The sequence below is a fragment of the Streptomyces sp. NPDC005494 genome, from assembly GCF_042872025.1.
GTDB lineage: Bacteria > Actinomycetota > Actinomycetes > Streptomycetales > Streptomycetaceae > Streptomyces.
Window position 1 is genome coordinate 212,911 of the sequence record NZ_JBIAJR010000001.1, and the last position, 21,078, is coordinate 233,988.

The window sequence follows — 21,078 nt, forward strand, 5'->3', positions numbered from 1 at the left end:
GGGGACGGGCCTCACCTACAGCTCTACAGCTCTACGGCCGATGAGCGGCTGGAAGCCGAGCGTCAGCTCTGGCCGCCCGCCAGCTTCTCGCGCAGGGCAGCCAGGGCCTCGTCCGACGCCAGGGCGCCGGAGTTGTCCGCGGACTCCGAGGAGTACGAACCGCCACCGCTGCCACCGGAGGCAGCCGGGGCAGCGCCGGCCGGGGCGGCAGCACCCTCGGCAGCGGCAGCCTCGTCGGCCTCGCGGGACTTGATGACCTGGGCCTGGTGCTGCTCGAAGCGCTGCTGCGCCTCGGCGTACTGGGTCTCCCAGACCTCACGCTGCGACTCGAAGCCCTCGAGCCAGTCGTTGGTCTCGGGGTCGAAGCCCTCGGGGTAGATGTAGTTGCCCTGGTCGTCGTAGGACGCGGCCATGCCGTACAGGGTCGGGTCGAACTCGACCGAAGCCGGGTCGCCACCGAAGGCCTCGTTGGCCTGCTTCAGCGAGAGGCTGATGCGACGGCGCTCGAGGTCGATGTCGATGACCTTGACGAAGATCTCGTCGTTGACCTGGACGACCTGCTCCGGGATCTCCACGTGGCGCTCGGCCAGCTCGGAGATGTGGACCAGACCCTCGATGCCCTCGTCGACGCGCACGAACGCACCGAAGGGAACGAGCTTGGTGACCTTACCGGGAACGACCTGCCCGATCTGGTGCGTGCGGGCGAACTGCTGCCACGGGTCTTCCTGCGTCGCCTTGAGCGACAGGGAGACGCGCTCGCGGTCCATGTCCACGTCGAGGACCTCGACGGTGACTTCCTGGCCGACCTCGACAACCTCGGAGGGGTGGTCGATGTGCTTCCAGGAGAGCTCGGAGACGTGCACGAGACCGTCGACGCCGCCCAGGTCCACGAAGGCACCGAAGTTGACGATCGAGGAGACGACGCCGGAGCGGACCTGACCCTTCTGCAGGGTCGTGAGGAACGTCTGGCGCACCTCGGACTGGGTCTGCTCGAGCCAGGCACGGCGGGACAGGACCACGTTGTTGCGGTTCTTGTCCAGCTCGATGATCTTGGCCTCGAGCTCCTTGCCCACGTAGGGCTGGAGGTCGCGGACGCGACGCATCTCGACGAGCGACGCCGGGAGGAAGCCGCGGAGGCCGATGTCGAGGATGAGACCACCCTTGACGACCTCGATGACGGTACCGGTGACGATGCCGTCTTCTTCCTTGATCTTCTCGATGGTGCCCCAGGCACGCTCGTACTGAGCGCGCTTCTTCGAGAGGATCAGGCGGCCTTCCTTGTCCTCCTTCTGGAGAACCAGGGCCTCGATCTCGTCGCCGACCTTGACGACCTCGTTCGGGTCGACGTCGTGCTTGATCGAGAGCTCGCGGCTCGGGATGACGCCTTCGGTCTTGTAACCGATGTCGAGGAGAACCTCGTCCCGGTCAACCTTGACGATGACACCGTCAACGATGTCGCCGTCGTTGAAGTACTTGATCGTCTCGTCGATCGCCGCGAGGAACGCGTCCGCGTCGCCGATGTCGTTGACCGCAACCTGCGGAGTGGTGGCGGTGGTCTCGGTGCTGCTCGTCATGTGGGAAAGGGCTCCGGTACGGACAGTGAGTCGTAGGTACTGCTACGCCGAAAGCCCGTATCGCCTCTGCAGAAGCCGGACAGCCTGGAGGGCACCCAACCTGTACCGGATAGGCACCTCGACAACCGAGGGGACATGCAACAGACGCGAGCGCGGCCTGCTAGGTCTGAAGCGCGCAGGCTCGCAGCGCAACTTGTAGCATACGGGGGCAGCCGGACAGGGTCAATGCGCGAAGGCGCACACCCGGGGCACAACGCCCCAATCCCGGCACAACTCACGTTCACCGAGGCCACATCGGTCACAGTGGTGTGTTGCGCGCACACGAGCGTACTCACCCGTACGGCCCGTGGAGGCACCCGCGCGAGGCGGGTGAAGGCAAACTACAACGACGGGCACGATGAGCCAAGAGATCTACGGGTCCGAACCCGAGGCGACCCGCCGCGAAGCCGGCGCGGCCGAGAGCAGCCGGGCCAGCCGGGGCTGGTGGGACCGCAACGCCGACGAGTACCAGAGCGACCACGGCACGTTCCTCGGGGACGACCGCTTCGTCTGGGGCCCCGAGGGGCTCGACGAGGCCGAGGCCGCCCTGCTGGGCCCCGCGGCCGGACTGAAGGGCCTGGACGTCCTGGAGATCGGCGCCGGCGCCGCCCAGTGCTCACGCTGGCTCGCCGCGCAGGGCGCCCGCCCGGTGGCCCTGGACCTCTCCCACCGCCAGCTCCAGCACGCGCTGCGCATCGGGGGCGGCGTCCCCCTGGTGGAGGCCGACGCCGGGCGCCTCCCCTTCCGGGACGGGTCCTTCGACCTGGCCTGCTCCGCCTACGGCGCGGTGCCCTTCGTCGCCGACCCCGTCCAGGTCTTCCGTGAGGTGCGCCGGGTGCTGCGGCCGGGCGGCCGCTGGGTCTTCTCGGTGACCCACCCGATCCGCTGGGCCTTCCCCGACGAACCGGGGCCCGAAGGCCTCTCGGTCGCCGCCTCCTACTTCGACCGCGTGCCGTACGTGGAGCAGGACGAGCGCGGGGACGCCATGTACGTGGAGCACCACAGGACGCTCGGTGACCGGGTACGGGACGTGGTGGCGGGCGGCTTCCGGCTGGTCGACCTCGTCGAGCCGGAGTGGCCGGACTGGAACGACCAGGAGTGGGGCGGCTGGTCCCCGCTGCGCGGTCACCTCATCCCCGGGACCGCGATCTTCGTCTGCGAACGGGACGGCGCGGCCTCCTGAGGCACCGGCCGTCCTGCCGGGCCCGGGGGCGTACGAGACTGGGGGCGTGATCCGTACCGACGCGCTGGACCAGTTGCCCGTACGCACCGCTGTGCCCGCCCTGGAGCGGGCGCTGGAGGAGCGGGGGGCCGCCGTGCTCTGCGCGCCGCCCGGGACCGGCAAGACGACGCTCGTACCCCTGGTCCTCGCCGGGCTGACCGGAGGCGGGCCCCTGCGCCGGGTCCTCGTGGCCGAGCCCCGGCGCATCGCCGCGCGGGCCGCCGCACGGCGGATGGCGTGGCTGCTCGGCGAGGGGCCTGGGGGCCGGGTCGGGTTCACGGTGCGCGGTGAGCGGGTCGTGGGCCCGGACACGGTGGTGGAGGTCGTGACCACCGGGGTGCTGCTCCAGCGGCTCCAGCGCGACCAGGAGCAGGCCGGTGTCGACGTGGTGATCATCGACGAGTGCCACGAACGGCACCTCGACGCGGACACGGCCGCCGCGTTCCTTCTCGACGTACGGGAGACGATCCGGCCCGAGCTGCGCCTGGTCGCGGCGTCGGCGACGACCGACGCCGAGGGCTGGGCCCGGCTGCTGGGCGACGCCCCCGTGGTGGAGGCACAGGGCGTCTCGCATCCGGTCGAGGTGGTGTGGGCGCCGCCGGCCGGCCCGGTGAGGCCGCCGCACGGGATGCGGGTGGACCCGGCACTGCTGACGCATGTGGCCGCCGTGGTGCGCCGGGCGCTCGCCGAACGGGACGGTGACGTGCTGTGCTTCCTGCCCGGGGTGGGCGAGATCGGCCGCGTGGCGGGGCAGCTCGCGGGCGTGGACGCGGAGGTCCTCCAGGTCCACGGGCGGGCACCGGCGGGCGTGCAGGACGCGGTCCTGGCCGGTTCCTCGAAGGGGCGCCGGGTGGTCCTGGCGACCTCCGTCGCCGAGTCGTCGCTGACGGTGCCCGGCGTACGCGTCGTCGTGGACTCGGGGCTCGCCAGGGAACCGCGGACCGACCACGCGCGGGGGCTGAGCGCGCTGACGACCGTGCGGGCGTCCCGGGCGGCCGGGCGCCAGCGGGCGGGCCGTGCGGGGCGCGAGGCCCCCGGCGCGGTGTACCGCTGCTGGGACGAGGCCGAGGACGGCCGGCTGGCCGCGTTCCCCTCCCCTGAGATCAAGGTGGCCGACCTCGCCGCGTTCGCGCTGCAGGCGGCCTGCTGGGGGGATCCCGGCGCCACGGGACTCGCGCTGCTGGACGCGCCGCCCGCCGGGGCCATGGCCGCGGCACGGGAGGTGCTGGAAGCGGTCGGCGCGGTGGACGCGGCGGGCCACGCCACGCGCCGGGGGGCGCGGATGTCCCGCCTCGGCCTGCACCCCCGGCTGGCGCGCGCCCTCCTGGACGGCGCGGAGGAGGTGGGCGGGCGCCGGGCGGCGGAGGTGGTGGCGCTGCTGAGCGAGGAGCCGCCCCGGGAGTACGGGGACGACCTGGCGCACGCCCTGCGCACGGCGCGGCGCGGCGGGGACGGTTACGCGGCGCGGTGGCGGCAGGAGGTGCGGCGCCTCTCGCGGTTCCCCGGCTCGTCGGCGGACACGGCGTCCTCCGACGCGGGCACGGCGTCCGCCTCCGCAGTGGACACGGCTTCCTCCGACGCGGGCACGGCGTCCACCTCCGCAGTGGACACGGCTTTCTCCGCCGCGGGCACGGCGCACGGGCCGGACGACGCGGCCGTGGGGCTGGTGGCGGCCCTGGCGTTCCCGGAGCGGGTGGCACGGGCCCGGGGCGAGGGAGCGTTCCTGATGGCGTCCGGCACGGGCGCGGAGCTCGGGAGCGGCTCGCGTCTGCGCAGCGCGCCCTGGCTTGCCGTGGCGGTCGCCGACCGGCCCGCGCACGCCGCGTCGGCCCGGGTACGGCTCGCGGCGGTCGTCGACGAGGGCACGGCACGGCTGGCGGCCGGGCACCTGCTGTTCTCGGGCGAGGAGGTGCGCTGGGCCGACGGAGACGTGGTGGCCCGCTCCGTGGAGCGCCTCGGCGCCGTCGAGCTCTCGGCGCGCGCCCTGCGCGAGCCGGCGCCGGACCTGGTGCGCGGGGCGCTGCTGGAGGGACTGCGCCGCGAGGGGACGGGGCTGCTGCGGTGGACCAGGGACGGTGAGCAGCTGCGGCTGCGGCTCGCGTTCCTGCACCGGGTGCTCGGGGAGCCGTGGCCCGACGTCTCGGACGGCGCGCTGCTGGCACGGGCCGAGGAGTGGCTGGATCCCGAGCTGTCGCGGTCCCGGCGCCGGTCGGACCTGGGCCGGATCGATGCCGCGCAGGCGGTGCGGCGGCTGCTGCCGTGGACGACGGGCGACGCCGCCCGGCTGGACGAGCTGGCCCCGGAGCGGATCGAGGTGCCGAGCGGGTCCAGGGTCCGGCTGGAGTACGGCGGGGAGCAGCCCGTACTCGCGGTGAAGCTCCAGGAGCTCTTCGGGCTGCGCGAGACCCCACGGGTGGCCGGGGTGCCGGTCCTCGTGCACCTGCTGTCGCCCGCGGGGCGGCCCGCCGCGGTGACGGCGGACCTGGCGTCGTTCTGGCGGGACGGCTACCGGGACGTACGGGCGGAGCTGCGGGGCCGCTACCCGAAGCACCCGTGGCCCGAGGACCCGGCGACGGTGGAGGCGACCCGCTTCACCTCCGCACGGCTGCGACGCGACCGGGGCGGCTCGTCCCGGTGAGCCGGCCGGGGCGACCGTTCCGACCACCACGCGGCCGGGCGCGCTCGGTGCCGGTGTGGCGGCCGGGGCGACGGTTCGGATCAGGCGGCCGGGCGCGCTCGTCCCGTGACGCGGCCGGGCGGGCTCGTCCGTCGACGCAGCCGGGCGGGCACTTCCCGGTGAAGCGGCCGGGTGGGCTCGTCCCGGTGAGCCGGCCGGGGCGACCGTTGGCCGGGCGCGCTCGGTGCCGGTGAGCCGGCCGGGGCGACCGTTCGGATCAGGCGGCCGGGCGGGCACTTCCCGGTGAAGCGGCCTGGCGGGCTCGTCCCGTCGACGCGGCCGGGCGGGCACTTCCCGGTGAAGCGGCCTGGCGGGCTCGTGCCGTGGACGCGGCCGGGGCCACCGTCCTGGCGGCGGAGGGCGCTGGACCTGCCCTGCGTCGTCCTCGGAACGGTGGCCCCGTCGTCCTTGCGAGGTGTCGCCGTGAGGCCCGGCCCCCGAGGGAGCCGGCGGTGCGGGTCAGGCCTCGGCCGCCTCGACCTTCAGCTCGACGGCCAGCGTGGCACCGCTCGCGGTGGTCAGCCGCAGCGTGAAGGTGCCCTCGGTGGTGTCGGCGAAGATCTCCGGGAGCGTCAGCAGCCCGTCGTCCCCGGTCTTCAGCTCCAGGGTGCGGACGGGTTCGCCGTTCGCGTCCTTGAAGTACGGTCCCTTGTCGTTCTCGGCGGGCGTCTCCGCGTCGGTGATCATCGTCGCGGTGACGGCGGTGTCCGCGACACCCGTGCCCTTGTACGTCGTGCGGACCTCGACCCGGTCGGCGAACTCGGCGCCGGGGGCGGCCGTCAGGACCTTGTCGTCGGTGCGGGTGACCGTGTCCGCGACCCGGGCGACGACCTTCGCCGAGAAGCTGAGGGCGCGCGGCACGGTGGTGCCGGCGACGGCCGTCACCCGGAAGGTGCCCGGCTTCTCACCGGCCGTCAGCACCGGCGCGGTGACGGTGCCGTTCGCTCCGGTCCTCAGCGTGACGGTGCTCTTCCCGCCCGCGAAACGGGTGTCCGTGTCGCCGACGACGGTGAAGGTCACGGACGTCCCGGCGAGTGAGGCGCCCAGCAAGTTCCTCGCCCGTACCGTGACGCGCTCGGCGAACGCGTCGCCTGCCGTGGCGCTGAGAACCCCGGTGCCGGCGTTCTCGAGGCTTCCGAACGTCTGGGACGGCGACGGCGACGGCGTGGGCTCGGTCGTCGGCGGCTTCGGCGTGGCGGGGGGCGTCGGCGTGGGGTCGGGGGTCGGCGTCGCGCTCCCACCGGGGTTCGACGGCTTCGGGTCGGGACTCGGCGTCGTGGACCCGGGAGAGGGGCTGGGCGACGGGGTGGTGTTTCCGCTGTCCGTGCCCACCGGGAGGACGCCCGTGCCGTCGGGAACCTCGTGGGTGCCCCGGTTGTAGAAGTCGAACCAGGAGCGGACCGTGCGCAGGTACTCCGTCGAGTGGTTGTAGCTCAGCACCGCCCGGTCGAGGTCCGCGGCGAGTGACAGGTCGCGGGTCCCTGCGCAGAGGTAGCGGCCGGCGGCCAGCGCCGCGTCGTAGATGTTGTTGGGGTCCTTGCGTCCGTCGCCGTTGCCGTCCTGGCCCCAGGTGGCCCAGGTGGACGGGATGAACTGCATGGGGCCGACCGCCCGGTCGTGGGTCGCGTCGCCGTCGTACGCCCCGCCGTCGGTGTCCTTGATCAGCGCGAAGCCCTGGCCGTTGAGGGCGGGGCCCAGGATCGGGGAGAACGTGGTGCCGTTCGCGTCGACCTTGCCGCCGCGGGCCTGGCCGGACTCGACCTTGCCGATGGCGGCCAGGAGCTGCCAGGGCAGCCGGCACGCGGCGTCGGTGCCCGCGACATCCTGCTCCGCCTTCTTGTACGCGGCCAGGATCGAGGCGGGTATGCCCGCTTCGGCACTGCCTGTCACGGGCAGATTCACGGACGTACCGGGCTTGTTGGGCGTGTTGAGCGGCGGCAGGTCCGTGTAGTAGGGCGAGTTGCCGGTGGCCGCGCCGTCGCCGGCCGGGACGGTACCGGCCGCGGTATGGTCACCGGCACTGTCGGGCTGCGGGACGGCGGGCGCCTGCGAGGCGGACAAGGCCGCCACGGCAGCCGCCGCCACCGCCGTGGTGGTGGCCCCCCTGCGAAGTCTGCGGCCGAATTGCGCTGCCATACGTGTCGGTCCCTCCCCGTCGACGGCTGTTCGCGCTCCCCAGCGCGAGGACTCAGGCGACCCTACGGCAACTCCCGCCGACCGGACACTGCCCCTTGCCCGCTTCTCACCGATTCTTCAGCTTCTCGCCCCGCAAGTCCTCGCGATCCGCGGGCGGGTGACCCGGGCTCACGCATACTTGCCGCCATGCCGTTCACGCTCAGTCATGCCGCAGCCGTGCTCCCGGGGATCCGCCGGTCCGGCAAGGGCCGCGGTCCGCTCGTCGCGTCCGCCCTCGTGGCCGGGTCGTTCGCCCCTGATGTCACCTATTACGCCGATACCGTCATCCCGGGCGGGATGGAGTTCGGTGCCGTGACGCATGCCGTATGGGGAGTGTTCACCGTCGATCTCCTCATCACCGGGGCCCTGGTGGCACTCTGGCTGATGCTGCGCGAACCGCTGGTCGCCCTGCTGCCCCGGGCGGCGCGGGGACGCGTCCACACCTTCGTACGGGGGCGGCGCAGGGAGCCCGGCGGCCTCACCCTGTCCGAGGCCGGGTGGTTCGCCCTGTCCGCGGTGATCGGCTCGGGCACCCATGTCGTCTGGGACGCCTTCACCCATCACGACCGGTGGGGCACGGAGCTGCTGCCCGTCCTCGCCCGGTCCGTCGGTGGTTTCCCGGTGTTCCAGCTCGTCCAGTACGGCAGTTCGGCCGTGGCCCTGACGGTCCTGGCGTGGTTCACGTACACCGGGCTACGGCGCACCGAGCCCGCGCCCGCGCCGGAGGGCATCCCTGCACCGGAGGGCGTCCCGGCACCGGACGGTGTCCCGGCACCGGACGGTGTCCCGGCACCGGACGGTGTTCCGGCACCGGCGGGCGTCCCGGTGCTCGGCCGGGCGGAACGGCGGTGGGCGGGGGCGTTCCTCGTGCTGTGTGTGCTGCTGGGCGTCGTCCACCGGTGCGCCCGCTGGTACGCCTACTTCGGGGAGCTGCACACGCCCCTCGACATCGTCCCGACCGCGTGCTTCGGCGCCGGGGCGGGCCTGGCGGCGGGACTGGTGTTTTACGGGGTGTGGATGAGGCTGTGGCGGAAACCGGCCCGCTCCCGGCCGGCGGAGGGCTCCGAGGCGAGGGCCGCGCACAGCCGCCCCGCGGGCCGGGACGCCGGCTGACGGCGTCCCGGGGCCGCGGCATCGGTGCGCAGCATCAGTGCGCTGCCGTCTCCCAGTCCGTGCCGACGCCGACCGAGACGTCCAGCGGCGCACGGAGCTCGACCGCGGTGGACATCTCGCGTCGCAGGATCTCCTCGACCTGCTCACGCTCGCCCTTCGCGATCTCCAGGACGATTTCGTCGTGGACCTGGAGCAGCATCCGCGAGGAGAGCCGCGCCTCCGTCAGCGCCCGGTCCACGTGCAGCATGGCGACCTTCACGATGTCGGCCGCGGTCCCCTGGATCGGGGCGTTGAGCGCCATCCGCTCGGCGGCCTCCCGGCGCTGGCGGTTGTCGCTGTTCAGGTCCGGGAGGTAGCGACGGCGGCCGAGGATCGTCTCCGTGTACCCGGTGGCCCTGGCCTCCTCGACGACCCGGTGCAGGTAGTCGCGCACCCCGCCGAACCGCAGGAAGTAGGTGTCCATCAGGCCCCGGGCCTCACCCGCCTCGATGTTCAGCTGCTGGGAGAGGCCGAACGCGGACAGCCCGTAGGCCAGTCCGTAGGACATCGCCTTGATCTTGCGGCGCATCTCCGCGTCCACGGCCGTCTTCTCGACGCCGAACACCTGCGAGGCGACCGTGGTGTGCAGGTCCTCCCCGGAGGTGAACGCCTCGATCAGGCCGGCGTCCTCGGAGAGGTGGGCCATCACCCGGAGCTCGATCTGGCTGTAGTCGGCCGTCATCAGCGTCTCGAAGCCCTCGCCGACGACGAAGCCCCGGCGGATCGCCCGCCCCTCGTCCGTGCGGACGGGGATGTTCTGCAGGTTGGGGTCGGTGGACGAGAGCCGGCCCGTCGCCGCGACCGTCTGGTTGAACGTGGTGTGGATACGGCTGTCAGCACCGATCGTCTTGATCAGGCCCTCGACGGTGACCCGCAGCTTCGCCTGCTCCCGGTGGCGCAGCATGATGACCGGCAGCTCGTGCTCGGTCTGCGCGGCGAGCCAGGCCAGCGCGTCCGCGTCGGTGGTCCAGCCCGTCTTCGTCTTCTTCGTCTTCGGCAGGGCCAGCTCGCCGAAGAGGACCTCCTGGAGCTGCTTGGGCGAGCCGAGGTTGAACTCACGGCCCACCGCGGCGTGCGCCTCCTTCACCGCCTGCTGCACCGCACCGGCGAACTGCTGCTCCATACCCTCCAGATGCGCCCGGTCGGCGGCGATGCCGTGCCGCTCCAGGCGGGCCAGCATGATGGACGTGGGGAGCTCCATGTCGTGCAGGAGCCCGGTGGCGCCGACCTCCTTCAGACGTGTCGTGAACGCGTCCCCGAGGTCCAGCACAGCGCGGGCCTGCGCCATCAGCGCGTCGGCCTCCGCACGGTCGTCGGCGCCGAACGCCAGCTGCCCGTCGGCCGAGGCGGCGGGTGCCAGCTCGCGGCCGAGATACTCCACCGCCAGCGCGTCCAGGGCGAAGGAGCGGCGGCCCGGCTTCACGAGGTAGGCGGCGAGCGCCGTGTCCATCGTGATGCCCTCCAGCCGCCAGCCCTGCTCGGGGAAGACCCGCAGGGCGTTCTTGGCGTTGTGGAGGACCTTGGGCCGCTCGGGATCCGCGAGCCAGGCGGCGAACGCCCGCTCGTCGGCCTCGTCGAGCTCGGCCGGATCCAGCCAGGCCGCCGAACCGTCCGCGGCGGCGAGCGCGACCTCCGTGACCGAGCCGGTGCCCAGCGACCAGGTGTCGACGCTCATCACACCGAGCGGCTGAGCGCCGTGCGCCTCCAGCCACGGGGCGACCTCGCCGTGCCCCAGCACCGCACCGTCCAGCTCGATCCCGGCCGCCGGCTCCGGCGGGCCGGCCTCGGCCGCCCCCGGGTCGACGGCGAGCAGCCGCTCGCGCAGGCTCGGGTTGCGGATCTCCAGGATGTCCAGCACACCGGTGACCGCCGTGCGGTCGTACGGAGCGCGCTCGAGCTCGGCCGGGCCCTTCGGCAGCTCCACGTCACGGACCATCTCGGTCAGCACACGGTTCATCTTCACCGCGTCGAGGTGGTCCCGGAAGTTCTGCCCGGCCTTGCCCTTGACCTCGTCGGCCCGCTCGACCAGCTCGGCGAACGAACCGAACTGGTTGATCCACTTCGCCGCCGTCTTCTCACCCACACCGGGGATGCCCGGAAGGTTGTCCGACGGGTCACCGCGCAGCGCCGCGAAGTCCGGATACTGGCCGGGCGTGAGGCCGTACTTCTCCTGGACCTTCTCCGGGGTGAAGCGCGTCAGCTCCGAGACGCCCTTCGTCGGATACAGCACCGTGACGTTGTCCGTGATCAGCTGGAACGAATCCCGGTCACCCGTGACGATCAGCACCTCGAAGCCCGCCGCCTCGGCCTGCGTGGCCAGCGTCGCGATGACGTCGTCCGCCTCGAAGCCGTCCACCGCGAACCGGTCCGCGTGCATCGCGTCCAGCAGCTCGCCGATCAGCTCGACCTGCCCCTTGAACTCGTCGGGGGTCTTGGAGCGGTTCGCCTTGTACTCGGGGAACTCCTGCGCACGCCACGTCTTGCGGGACACGTCGAACGCGACCGCGAAATGCGTGGGCGCCTCGTCGCGCAGCGTGTTCGCCAGCATCGACATGAAGCCGTACACGGCATTCGTCGGCTGCCCCGTCGCCGTCGTGAAATTCTCCGCGGGCAGGGCGAAGAACGCCCGGTACGCCAGGGAGTGCCCGTCCATGAGGAGCAGGCGCGGTCGGTTGTCTGCCGTCTTCTTCGATGCCGTCTCAGCCACGCCCCCGATCCTGCCACGGACCGCTGACAATCCGGACCGGCCGCCACCGCCCCCGCCCGGCCCACGGCCCCGGCGCCTGCCACACCCGCGGGGCCCGCACCCCTGCCTCCGGGTTTCCCGCGCCACCGCCCGGCACGCGTGCATGACAGGATCGAACGACGGTGCGGCGCCGAACGGAGCGGCGTACCGGGCAAGGCCGCCGCGTCGCCGCAAGGACGGCGCGACGGAGAAGGACGGTGCGCGCCGGCCGGAATCAGCGCGCCACCGACATCGTGAAGGCGCACGAAGGCTCGAAGGGGAGCACCATGGCCACCAAGCCCCCGACCGGTGACCCGGTCCAGGACGCGCCGCGGATCGACGCGGCCCAGCACGCCGCCGCCGGACTGCCCGCCGTCGCCCACACCCTGCGCATCGCCCAGCAGCAGATGGGCGTACGCCGCACCGCGCAGACCCTCCTCAAGGTCAACCAGAAGGACGGCTTCGACTGCCCCGGCTGCGCCTGGCCCGAGGGCGACAAGCGGCACACCGCGGAGTTCTGCGAGAACGGCGCCAAGGCCGTCGCCGAGGAGGCGACCCTGCGACGCGTCACCCCCGACTTCTTCGCCGCCCACCCCGTCGCCGATCTGGCCGGCCGCAGCGGCTACTGGCTCGGCCAGCAGGGACGCATCACGCAACCTGTGTATCTGCCCGAGGGCGCCGACCGGTACCAGGCCGTGACGTGGGAGCGCGCCTTCGAGATCATCGCCGAGGAGCTCACCGCGCTCGCCTCCCCCGACGAGGCCCTCTTCTACACCTCGGGGCGCACCAGCAACGAGGCCGCGTTCCTCCTCCAGCTCTTCGCCCGGGAGTTCGGCACCAACAACCTGCCCGACTGCTCCAACATGTGCCACGAGTCGTCCGGCTCGGCCCTCACCGAGACCATCGGGATCGGCAAGGGCAGCGTCAGCCTCGAAGACCTCCACCAGGCCGACCTGATCATCGTCGCCGGACAGAACCCCGGCACCAACCACCCCCGGATGCTCTCGGCCCTCGAACAGGCCAAGTCCGCCGGAGCGAAGATCATCTCGGTGAACCCGCTGCCCGAGGCCGGCCTCGAACGGTTCAAGAACCCGCAGACCGCCCGGGGCATGCTCAAGGGCGCCGCGCTCACCGACCTCTTCCTCCAGATCCGCATCGGCGGCGACCAGGCGCTCTTCCGGCTGCTCAACAAAATGATCATCGAGGCCGGAGCCGTGGACACCGGCTTCGTCGCCGAGCACACCCACGGGTACGAGGAGTTCGCCGAGGCGGCACGCGCCGCCGACTGGGACGAGACCCTCACCGCGACCGGCCTCGACCGCGCCCCCATCGAGGAGGCGCTCGCCATGGTCCTCGCCTCGCGGCGCACCATCGTCTGCTGGGCCATGGGCCTCACCCAGCACAAGCACTCCGTGCCGACCATCCGCGAAGTGGTCAACCTCCTCCTCCTGCGCGGCAACATCGGCCGCCCCGGCGCCGGCGTCTGCCCCGTCCGCGGCCACTCCAACGTCCAGGGCGACCGCACCATGGGCATCTTCGAACGGCCCGCCCCCGCCTTCCTCGACGCCCTCGACCGGGAATTCGGCATCACCTCGCCCCGCCACCACGGCTACGACGTCGTACGGTCCATCCAGGCACTGCGCGACGGCGAAGCCAAGGTCTTCTTCGCCATGGGCGGCAACTTCGTCGGCGCCACCCCCGACACCGCCGTCACCGAAGCCGCGATGCGCCGCGCCAGGCTCACCGTCCACGTCTCGACCAAGCTCAACCGCTCGCACGCCGTCACCGGCACCCGCGCCCTGATCCTGCCGACGCTCGGCCGCACCGACAAGGACGTCCAGGCCGGCCGGAAGCAGTTCGTCACCGTCGAGGACTCCATGGGCATGGTCCACTCCTCACGCGGCAACCTCACCCCCGCGAGCCCCCACCTGCTCTCCGAGCCCGCCATCGTCGCCCGCATGGCCCGCGCCGTCCTCGGACCCGCCTCCACCACCCCCTGGGAGGAGTTCGAGAAGGACTACGGCACCATCCGCGACCGCATCTCCCGCGTCGTGCCCGGCTTCGAGGACTTCAACAACCGCGTCGCGCGGCCCGGCGGCTTCACCCTCCCCCACGCCCCCCGCGACGAACGGCGCTTCCCCACCGCCACGGGCAAGGCCAACTTCACCGCCGCACCCGTCGAATACCCCGAGCTCCCCGAGGGCCGGCTGCTCCTGCAGACCCTGCGCTCCCACGACCAGTACAACACCACGATCTACGGCCTCGACGACCGCTACCGCGGCATCAAGGGCGGCCGCCGCATCGTCATGGTCAACCCCGAGGACGCCCAGGCCCTCGGCCTCGCCGACGGCGCCTACACCGACCTCGTCAGCGAATGGAAGGACGGCGTCGAACGCCGCGCCCCCGGCTTCCGTGTCGTGCACTACCCCACCGCCCGGGGCTGCGCGGCCGCGTACTACCCGGAGACCAACGTGCTCGTCCCCCTCGACGCCACCGCCGACACCAGCAACACCCCGGCCAGCAAGTCGGTCGTCGTCCGCTTCGAGACCCCCTGAGCCCGCCCGGCCCCGCGTCCGGCCCGCACGGTCCGGACGCGGAACCCTAAGCGTTTGCTCAGCCGTCTGATAAGAACAGTGCACACAGCAACGACCCGCCGCACACGATCGGAGCCGGACCCATGGGCGAGCACACCGCACCCACGTTCCCCCAGGAGATCATCGACGAGTACGCCGCACTCGGTGTCGACCTCCCGGCCCTCTTCTCCGCCGGGCACCTCGGCGAGCGCATGGGCGTCAGGATCGTCGAGGCCTCCGCCGACCGCGTCGTGGGCACCATGCCGGTCGAGGGCAACACCCAGCCCTACGGACTGCTCCACGGCGGCGCCTCCGCCGTCCTCGCCGAGACCCTCGGCTCCGTGGGCAGCATGCTCCACGGCGGCGCCACCAAGATCGCCGTAGGCGTCGACCTGAACTGCACCCACCACCGGGGCGCCCGCAACGGACTCGTCACCGGCGTCGCCACCCCCGTCCACCGGGGCCGCTCCACCGCCACGTACGAGATCGTCATCACCGACGAGCACGACAAGCGGGTCTGCACCGCCCGCCTCACCTGCCTCCTGCGCGACGCACCTCGCCCCGACGCGGACTGAGACCGTACGCCCAACACCCCTCTGCCCGGCCGGAATGCACACCGCATACCGGACCGGGCAGACCCATATCCGGAAGATTTCGCGGAAGTTGCCGAACACGCACGGTCAACACCCCCGACCGACAGCGCTGTTCCATGACCCGCTTCAACAGCCACGCCGCACCCGCCGCATGTCAAACACATCCCGCGGATGTAACACTGCGTAACATGTGTGCAATACACGTAAAAGCCCGCTCGTCGCGGCCCGGCCCACCCCCCGACCGCCCGCCGCGCCCCTTGCGCCCCGATTCGCGCGACAGCACCAAGATCGCCCCAAGCCCCTTAGCAGAGCTGCGCGTTCTCACCATGCGGTCACTTCTCCACCCGACGAAAAGCCGTACATGTCCACACAGTGGCCACGAAGCCTTCCCCACGGCATAACAAGACAGTCACATCATCAGCCGACCCGTCCCGCACCCCCTCACCTGCCCATAGAGTCACGGCCAGTCACCGCGCCGCCGGGCGCGTCCACTGCACGGCCCACAGACCAGTACGGCCCGGCGAACGTCACGGCACCTCAGCAGAGGAGGCCGCGCCAGGGAAAGGACCTTTCGTGCGACACCGTTCTTTGCTCATCCTCACCACAGTGCTCACCACAGGCGCACTGACGCTCACCGCCTGCGGCTCGCGCGACGACGACTCCAAGGGCAGCGGCAGTGGCGACACCCAGACCGTCGTCATCGGTGTCGACGCACCCCTGACCGGCGACCTCTCCGCCCTCGGCCTCGGCATCAAGAACTCCGCCGACCTCGCCGTGAAGACCGCCAACAAGGACAAGACCGTCCCCGGCATCAAATTCGAACTCCAGGCGCTCGACGACCAGGCCCAGCCCTCCGTCGGCCAGCAGAACGCCCAGAAGTTCATCGGCAACAAGGACCTCCTCGGCGTCGTCGGCCCGCTGAACTCCGGCGTCGCCCAGTCGATGCAGAAGCCCTTCACCGACGCCAAGCTCACCCAGGTCTCCCCCGCCAACACCGGCACCGAGCTGACCCAGGGCAACAACTGGAAGACCGGCGACAAGAAGCGCCCCTACGCGGCCTACTTCCGCACCGCCACCACGGACGCGATCCAGGGCGCCTTCGCCGCGAACTACCTCTTCAAGACCGCCAAGGTCAAGGACGTCTACCTCATCGACGACCAGAAGCCCTACGGCGCCGGCCTCGCCGCCTCCTTCAAGACCACCTTCACCGAGCTCGGCGGCAAGATCGTCGGAACCGACCACATCAACCCCGACGACCGCGACTTCAACTCCGTCGTCACCAAGGTCAAGAGCTCCGGCGCCAAGGCCGTCTACTACGGCGGCGAGTACCCCGCCGGCGCACCCCTGAGCCAGCAGCTCAAGGACAGCGTCAAGATCCCCCTCATGGGCGGCGACGGCATGTACAGCGCCGACTTCATCAAGCTCAACAAGAAGGCCGAAGGCGACATCGCCACCTCCGTCGGCAAGCCCGTCGAGGAGCTCGACTCCGCCAAGAAGTTCATCGCCGACTACAAGACCGCCGGCTACAAGGACGCCTACGAGGCCTACGGCGGCGGCACCTACGACGCCACCTGGTCGATCATCGAGGCCGTCAAGGCCGTTGTCGCCGAGAACGACGGCAAGCTCCCCGACGACGCCCGCGCCAAGGTCCTCGACGCCATGGCCAAGGTCAGCTTCGAAGGCGTCACCGGCCCCGTCGCCTTCGACGAGTACGGCGACACCACCAACACCCTCATGACCGCCTACCAGGTCACCGGCGGCAAGTGGGTCTCCAAGCTCAGCGAGGCCGTCAAGTAGGTCCGCAAGGACCCACCACAGCCACAGCGCACGCAAACAACCCGCGCGGGAGCGCTACGAGCGCTCCCGCGCGGTGCCATATCCGAACCACTCCACGGAGGCCCTGCGGTGAACGAACTGCCGCAACAGCTGGCCAATGGACTCATCCTCGGCGCGATGTACGGTCTCATCGCGATCGGCTACACGATGGTCTACGGAATCATCCAGCTCATCAACTTCGCACACGGCGAGATCTTCATGATCGGGGGCTTCGGAGCCCTCACGGTCTACCTCGGGCTTCCGTCCGGACTCTCCCTGCTCGCTGCGATACCCCTCATGATCGCCGGCGGAGTCATCTGCTCCGTCGCCGTCAGCGTCGCCGCCGAACGCTTCGCCTACCGGCCCCTGCGCACGGCACCACGCCTAGCCCCCCTCATCACCGCCATCGGCCTCTCCCTCGCACTCCAGCAGGCCGTGTGGATGTGGTACCCCGACGCCACCAAGGACCGCTCCTTCCCCCAGTTCAAGGGCGAAGCGATCGACATCTTCGGCGCCCACATCCAGCGCGGTGACCTCTTCGTCCTCATCGCCGCACCCGTCTGCATGCTCGCCCTCGGCCTCTTCGTATCCAAGACACGGGCCGGCCGCGGCATGCAGGCCACCTCGCAGGACCCCGACACCGCCAAGCTCATGGGCATCAACACCGACCGCATCATCGTCATGGCCTTCGCCATCGGTGCCGCGTTCGCCGCCGTCGCCGCCGTCGCCTACGGGCTCAAGAACGGCCAGATCGGCTTCCGCATGGGCTTCATCATGGGCCTCAAGGCCTTCACCGCAGCCGTACTCGGCGGCATCGGCAACATCTACGGCGCCATGCTCGGCGGAGTCGTCCTCGGCGTCGCCGAAGCCCTCGCCACCGGCTACATGAGCGAAGTACCCGGCATGGAACTCTTCGGAGGCGGCGCCTGGAAGGACGTCTGGGCCTTCGTGCTCCTCATCCTCGTCCTCCTCATACGCCCGCAAGGCCTGCTGGGCGAACGCGTCGCGGACAGGGCGTGATACCGATGACCACCACGACCCCCACCGCGAACACCGCCACCCTCCCGCTGCCCACCACAGCAGCCCGCGCCGCCACCACCACCGGCGCCGCACTCGCCCTCATCGGCACCTTCCTCGCCTGGACCTACACCGACACCTTCCCCGGCGACCTCACCGTCACCGGCTACCCCGGCGGCCTCCAGGTCCTCACCCTCATCAGCGCAGCACTCACCCTGCTCTTCGCCCTCTCCGGCTACGGCATCAAGGGCCTGCGCTGGCTCACCCCCGGCGGCACCAACAGCCCCACCCGGCTGCTCGCCCTCGGCACCCTCGTCACCACCGCCTACACCGTCATCGCCGTCATCCTCACCAAGGACGACAACGGCAACCTCCTCGGCGCGATCGAGCTGGAGCCCGGCGCCTGGATCAGCCTCGTCGGCGCACTCGTCGCCGCCGTCGCCTCCCTCGGACTCCCCAACGACCTGCCCCTGGACGACACCACCGGCACCAGCGCACTCAAGCGATTCCTCGGCAGCCTCCGCGCCCCGGCACCCGCCCGCGCCAAGGCACTCCCCTCCTGGGCCGAGATCCTCATCATCGCCGGAGCCTTCGGCGTCGCGCTCTACGTCTTCACCTACGGCATCGACACCGAGTACGCCGAACTCTTCATCGGCTACGTCCTCGCCGTCGCCTTCGGCTTCACCGCACTCACCCGGGCCGGCCTCATCGCCCGCATCACCGCGCTGACCGCCAAGCACCGCAACGTCACCCTGTGCGCCGCACTCGTCGCAGCCTTCTGCTTCCCCTTCACCCAGCAGAACGAGGAATACGCCCTCATCGGCGCCAACATCCTCATCTTCGCGACCGTCGCACTCGGCCTGAACGTCGTCGTCGGCCTCGCCGGCCTCCTCGACCTCGGATACGTCGCCTTCCTCGGCGTCGGCGCCTACGCCGCGGCACTCGTCTCCGGCAGCCCCCTCTCCCCCGTCGGCGTCCAGTTCCCCTTCTGGGCCGCCGTCCTCACCGGCGCCGCGGCCTCACTCGTCTTCGGCGTCGTCATCGGCGCCCCGACACTCCGGCTCCGCGGCGACTACCTCGCCATCGTCACCCTCGGCTTCGGAGAGATCTTCCGGCTCACCGTCAACGCCCTCAACGGCGTCAGCGGCCCGGACCTCACCAACGGCTCCCAGGGCATCCCCAGCATCCCGGACCTCAAGCTCCTCGGCTTCGACTTCGGGATCAGCCACGACATCGGCGGCATCACCCTCGGCAGGTCCGCCAACTACTACCTGCTGATGCTCCTCTTCACCGCCGTCGTCGTCCTCGTCTTCCGGCGCTCCGGAGAATCCCGCATCGGCCGCGCCTGGGTCGCCATCCGCGAGGACGAGACCGCAGCCACCGCCATGGGCATCAACGCCTTCCGGCTCAAGCTGCTCGCCTTCGCCCTCGGCGCCACCCTCGCCGGCCTCGCCGGAACCGTGCAGGCGCACGTCTCCTACACGGTCACCCCCGAGCAGTACCAGTTCGCCGGCTCCGTGCCTCCGAACTCGGCGTTCCTCCTCGCCGCCGTCATCCTCGGCGGCATGGGAACCCTCAGCGGACCCCTCGTCGGCGCCGCACTGCTCTATCTCATCCCGGCCAAGCTCCAGTTCATGCAGGACTACCAGCTCTTCCTCTTCGGAATCGCCCTCATCCTGCTCATGCGCTTCCGTCCCGAAGGCCTCGTCGCCGACCGCAGGAAGCAGCTCGAGTTCCACGAGACCGGCCAGCTCGACGTACCACCGGACACACCACTCACCGACACGGCCGCCGGCACGACGAAGGCGGGGGCGTGACCACCATGACCAAGACAGACGCACCCACCGGCACCACGGTCCTCGACGCGAGCGGCGTCACCATGCGCTTCGGCGGCCTCACCGCCGTACGCGGAGTCGACCTCACCGTCAACGCGGGCGAGATCGTCGGCCTCATCGGCCCCAACGGCGCCGGCAAGACCACCTTCTTCAACTGCCTCACCGGCCTGTACGTCCCCACCGAGGGCAAGGTCAGCTACAAGGGCACCGTCCTGCCGCCCAAGCCCCACCTCGTCACCCAGGCAGGCATCGCCCGCACCTTCCAGAACATCCGCCTCTTCGCCAACATGACCGTCCTGGAGAACGTCCTCGTCGGACGCCACACCAGGACCAAGGAAGGCCTCTGGTCCGCCCTCCTGCGTCTGCCCGGCTACAAGAAGGCGGAGAACGCCAGCCGCGAACGCTGCATGGAACTCCTGGAGTTCATCGGTCTCGCCGACAAGGCCGACCACCTCGCGCGCAACCTCCCCTACGGAGACCAGCGCAAGCTGGAGATCGCCCGCGCCCTCGCCAGCGACCCCGGCCTCCTCCTCCTGGACGAGCCCACCGCCGGCATGAACCCCCAGGAAACCCGCGTCACCGAAGAACTCATCTTCGCCATCCGGGACCAGGGCATCGCCGTACTCGTCATCGAGCACGACATGCGGTTCATCTTCAACCTCTGCGACCGCGTCGCCGTACTCGTCCAGGGCGAGAAGCTCGTCGAGGGCACCGCCCCCGTCGTCCAGGGCGACGAACGCGTCGTCGCCGCCTACCTCGGCACCCCCTTCGAAGGCGCCCCCGGCGCCGAGGAGGCCGCCGAGGTCGAAGCCGCCGAAGCCTCGGCGGCGGGCGCGAGCACCGGCACCGGCACCGGCAAGAAGGACACCCCGGCCACCACCACCGGCGCTGGCAAGAAGGACACCGCGGCCACCGCCACCACCACCGAGGAGGAGGACACCCGATGACCGCACTGCTCGAGGTCGAAGACCTCCGCGTCGCCTACGGCAAGATCGAAGCCGTCAAGGGCATCTCCTTCACCGTCGAGGCCGGCCAGGTCGTCACCCTCATCGGCACCAACGGTGCGGGCAAGACCACCACCCTGCGCACCCTCTCCGGACTCCTCAAGCCCTCCGGCGGCCGCATCCTCTTCGAGGGCAAGCCGCTCACCGGCATCCCGGCACACAAGATCGTCTCCCTGGGCATCGCCCACTCCCCCGAGGGACGCCACATCTTCCCCCGGCTGACGATCGCCGAGAACCTCCTCCTCGGCGCCTACCTCCGCAGCGACAAGGCAGGCATCGAGAAGGACGTCCAGCGCGCCTACGACCTCTTCCCCATCCTCGGGGAGCGGCGGAAGCAGGCCGCAGGAACCCTCTCCGGAGGCGAGCAGCAGATGCTCGCCATGGGACGCGCACTCATGTCCCAGCCCAAGCTGCTCATGCTCGACGAGCCCTCCATGGGTCTCTCACCGATCATGATGCAGAAGATCATGGAGACCATCGTCGAGCTCAAGGCGTCGGGCACCACGATCCTGCTCGTCGAGCAGAACGCCCAGGCGGCCCTCTCCCTCGCGGACCAGGGCCACGTCATGGAGGTCGGCAAGGTCGTCCTCTCCGGCACGGGCGCCGACCTGCTCCACGACGAGTCGGTCCGCAAGGCCTACCTCGGCGAGGACTGAGCACCCGGGCACACGAGAAGG

At 71.2% G+C, this 21,078-nt stretch carries 13 protein-coding genes; 10 read left to right on the forward strand and 3 right to left on the reverse strand.

Annotated features, from left to right (window positions below; genetic code table 11):
- Positions 1–62 precede the first annotated feature (62 nt).
- On the reverse strand, positions 63–1,574 hold the full coding sequence (rpsA, locus tag ACFYQ6_RS01025) for a 30S ribosomal protein S1 (protein ID WP_356884803.1): 1,512 nt from the start codon (positions 1,572–1,574) through the stop codon (positions 63–65).
- A 397-nt stretch (positions 1,575–1,971) separates the two neighbouring features.
- Between rpsA and ACFYQ6_RS01030 the strand changes: the two genes are divergently transcribed.
- Both ACFYQ6_RS01030 and hrpB read left to right on the forward strand, forming a co-directional pair.
- Positions 1,972–2,796: a class I SAM-dependent methyltransferase gene (locus ACFYQ6_RS01030; RefSeq protein WP_361583272.1), complete on the forward strand. Its 825-nt coding sequence runs from the start codon at positions 1,972–1,974 to the stop codon at positions 2,794–2,796.
- A 46-nt stretch (positions 2,797–2,842) separates the two neighbouring features.
- The gene (gene hrpB / locus ACFYQ6_RS01035) at positions 2,843–5,473 is read left to right on the forward strand and encodes an ATP-dependent helicase HrpB (protein WP_388759592.1); all 2,631 of its coding nucleotides are present in this window, start codon (positions 2,843–2,845) and stop codon (positions 5,471–5,473) included.
- A 498-nt stretch (positions 5,474–5,971) separates the two neighbouring features.
- On the opposite strand, the gene ACFYQ6_RS01040 is transcribed toward hrpB, so the two are convergent.
- Entirely contained in the window at positions 5,972–7,648 is a 1,677-nt protein-coding gene (locus tag ACFYQ6_RS01040; protein WP_388759595.1) for a lytic transglycosylase domain-containing protein, read from the reverse strand.
- A 186-nt stretch (positions 7,649–7,834) separates the two neighbouring features.
- Between ACFYQ6_RS01040 and ACFYQ6_RS01045 the strand changes: the two genes are divergently transcribed.
- A complete protein-coding gene (locus ACFYQ6_RS01045) occupies positions 7,835–8,800 on the forward strand; it encodes a DUF4184 family protein (protein ID WP_388759597.1) in 966 nt (321 codons plus the stop codon).
- A 34-nt stretch (positions 8,801–8,834) separates the two neighbouring features.
- On the opposite strand, the gene polA is transcribed toward ACFYQ6_RS01045, so the two are convergent.
- The gene (polA, locus tag ACFYQ6_RS01050; RefSeq protein WP_361583284.1) at positions 8,835–11,546 is read right to left on the reverse strand and encodes a DNA polymerase I; all 2,712 of its coding nucleotides are present in this window, start codon (positions 11,544–11,546) and stop codon (positions 8,835–8,837) included.
- Positions 11,547–11,851: 305 nt separating this feature from the next.
- Here polA and ACFYQ6_RS01055 point away from each other — a divergent pair, with 305 nt between their 5' ends.
- The 7 genes from ACFYQ6_RS01055 (at position 11,852) to ACFYQ6_RS01085 (ending at position 21,057) form a co-directional block, all read left to right on the forward strand.
- Positions 11,852–14,119, forward strand: a complete 2,268-nt coding sequence (locus ACFYQ6_RS01055) for an FdhF/YdeP family oxidoreductase (protein ID WP_361583287.1) — start codon at positions 11,852–11,854, stop codon at positions 14,117–14,119.
- Positions 14,120–14,241: 122 nt separating this feature from the next.
- Positions 14,242–14,712, forward strand: a complete 471-nt coding sequence (locus ACFYQ6_RS01060; RefSeq protein WP_145802307.1) for a hotdog fold thioesterase — start codon at positions 14,242–14,244, stop codon at positions 14,710–14,712.
- Positions 14,713–15,318: 606 nt separating this feature from the next.
- Positions 15,319–16,527, forward strand: coding sequence for a branched-chain amino acid ABC transporter substrate-binding protein (locus ACFYQ6_RS01065; RefSeq protein ID WP_361583465.1), 1,209 nt, complete (start codon positions 15,319–15,321; stop codon positions 16,525–16,527).
- 108 nt (positions 16,528–16,635) lie between these two features.
- Positions 16,636–17,565, forward strand: coding sequence for a branched-chain amino acid ABC transporter permease (locus tag ACFYQ6_RS01070; protein WP_356736136.1), 930 nt, complete (start codon positions 16,636–16,638; stop codon positions 17,563–17,565).
- 5 nt (positions 17,566–17,570) lie between these two features.
- Complete coding sequence (locus tag ACFYQ6_RS01075) at positions 17,571–19,379, forward strand: branched-chain amino acid ABC transporter permease (protein ID WP_361583290.1); 1,809 nt, start codon at positions 17,571–17,573, stop codon at positions 19,377–19,379.
- Between the two features lie 5 nt (positions 19,380–19,384).
- The gene (locus tag ACFYQ6_RS01080) at positions 19,385–20,344 is read left to right on the forward strand and encodes an ABC transporter ATP-binding protein (RefSeq protein ID WP_388759603.1); all 960 of its coding nucleotides are present in this window, start codon (positions 19,385–19,387) and stop codon (positions 20,342–20,344) included.
- Positions 20,341–21,057 (forward strand): ABC transporter ATP-binding protein, encoded by a 717-nt coding sequence (locus ACFYQ6_RS01085; RefSeq protein WP_109880125.1) that lies wholly within the window; start codon positions 20,341–20,343, stop codon positions 21,055–21,057. The genes ACFYQ6_RS01080 and ACFYQ6_RS01085 overlap by 4 nt, the downstream gene beginning before the upstream one ends.
- Positions 21,058–21,078 lie beyond the last annotated feature (21 nt).

What these genes read in the sequence shown, in the direction of transcription:
- rpsA (WP_356884803.1), bottom strand. Translation starts at nt 1,574, where the DNA reads ATGACGAGCAGCACCGAGACCACCGCCACCACTCCGCAGGTTGCGGTC.
- ACFYQ6_RS01030 (WP_361583272.1), top strand. Translation starts at nt 1,972, where the DNA reads ATGAGCCAAGAGATCTACGGGTCCGAACCCGAGGCGACCCGCCGCGAA.
- ACFYQ6_RS01040 (WP_388759595.1), bottom strand. Translation starts at nt 7,648, where the DNA reads ATGGCAGCGCAATTCGGCCGCAGACTTCGCAGGGGGGCCACCACCACG.
- ACFYQ6_RS01045 (WP_388759597.1), top strand. Translation starts at nt 7,835, where the DNA reads ATGCCGTTCACGCTCAGTCATGCCGCAGCCGTGCTCCCGGGGATCCGC.
- ACFYQ6_RS01055 (WP_361583287.1), top strand. Translation starts at nt 11,852, where the DNA reads ATGGCCACCAAGCCCCCGACCGGTGACCCGGTCCAGGACGCGCCGCGG.
- ACFYQ6_RS01060 (WP_145802307.1), top strand. Translation starts at nt 14,242, where the DNA reads ATGGGCGAGCACACCGCACCCACGTTCCCCCAGGAGATCATCGACGAG.
- ACFYQ6_RS01075 (WP_361583290.1), top strand. Translation starts at nt 17,571, where the DNA reads ATGACCACCACGACCCCCACCGCGAACACCGCCACCCTCCCGCTGCCC.
- ACFYQ6_RS01080 (WP_388759603.1), top strand. Translation starts at nt 19,385, where the DNA reads ATGACCAAGACAGACGCACCCACCGGCACCACGGTCCTCGACGCGAGC.
- ACFYQ6_RS01085 (WP_109880125.1), top strand. Translation starts at nt 20,341, where the DNA reads ATGACCGCACTGCTCGAGGTCGAAGACCTCCGCGTCGCCTACGGCAAG.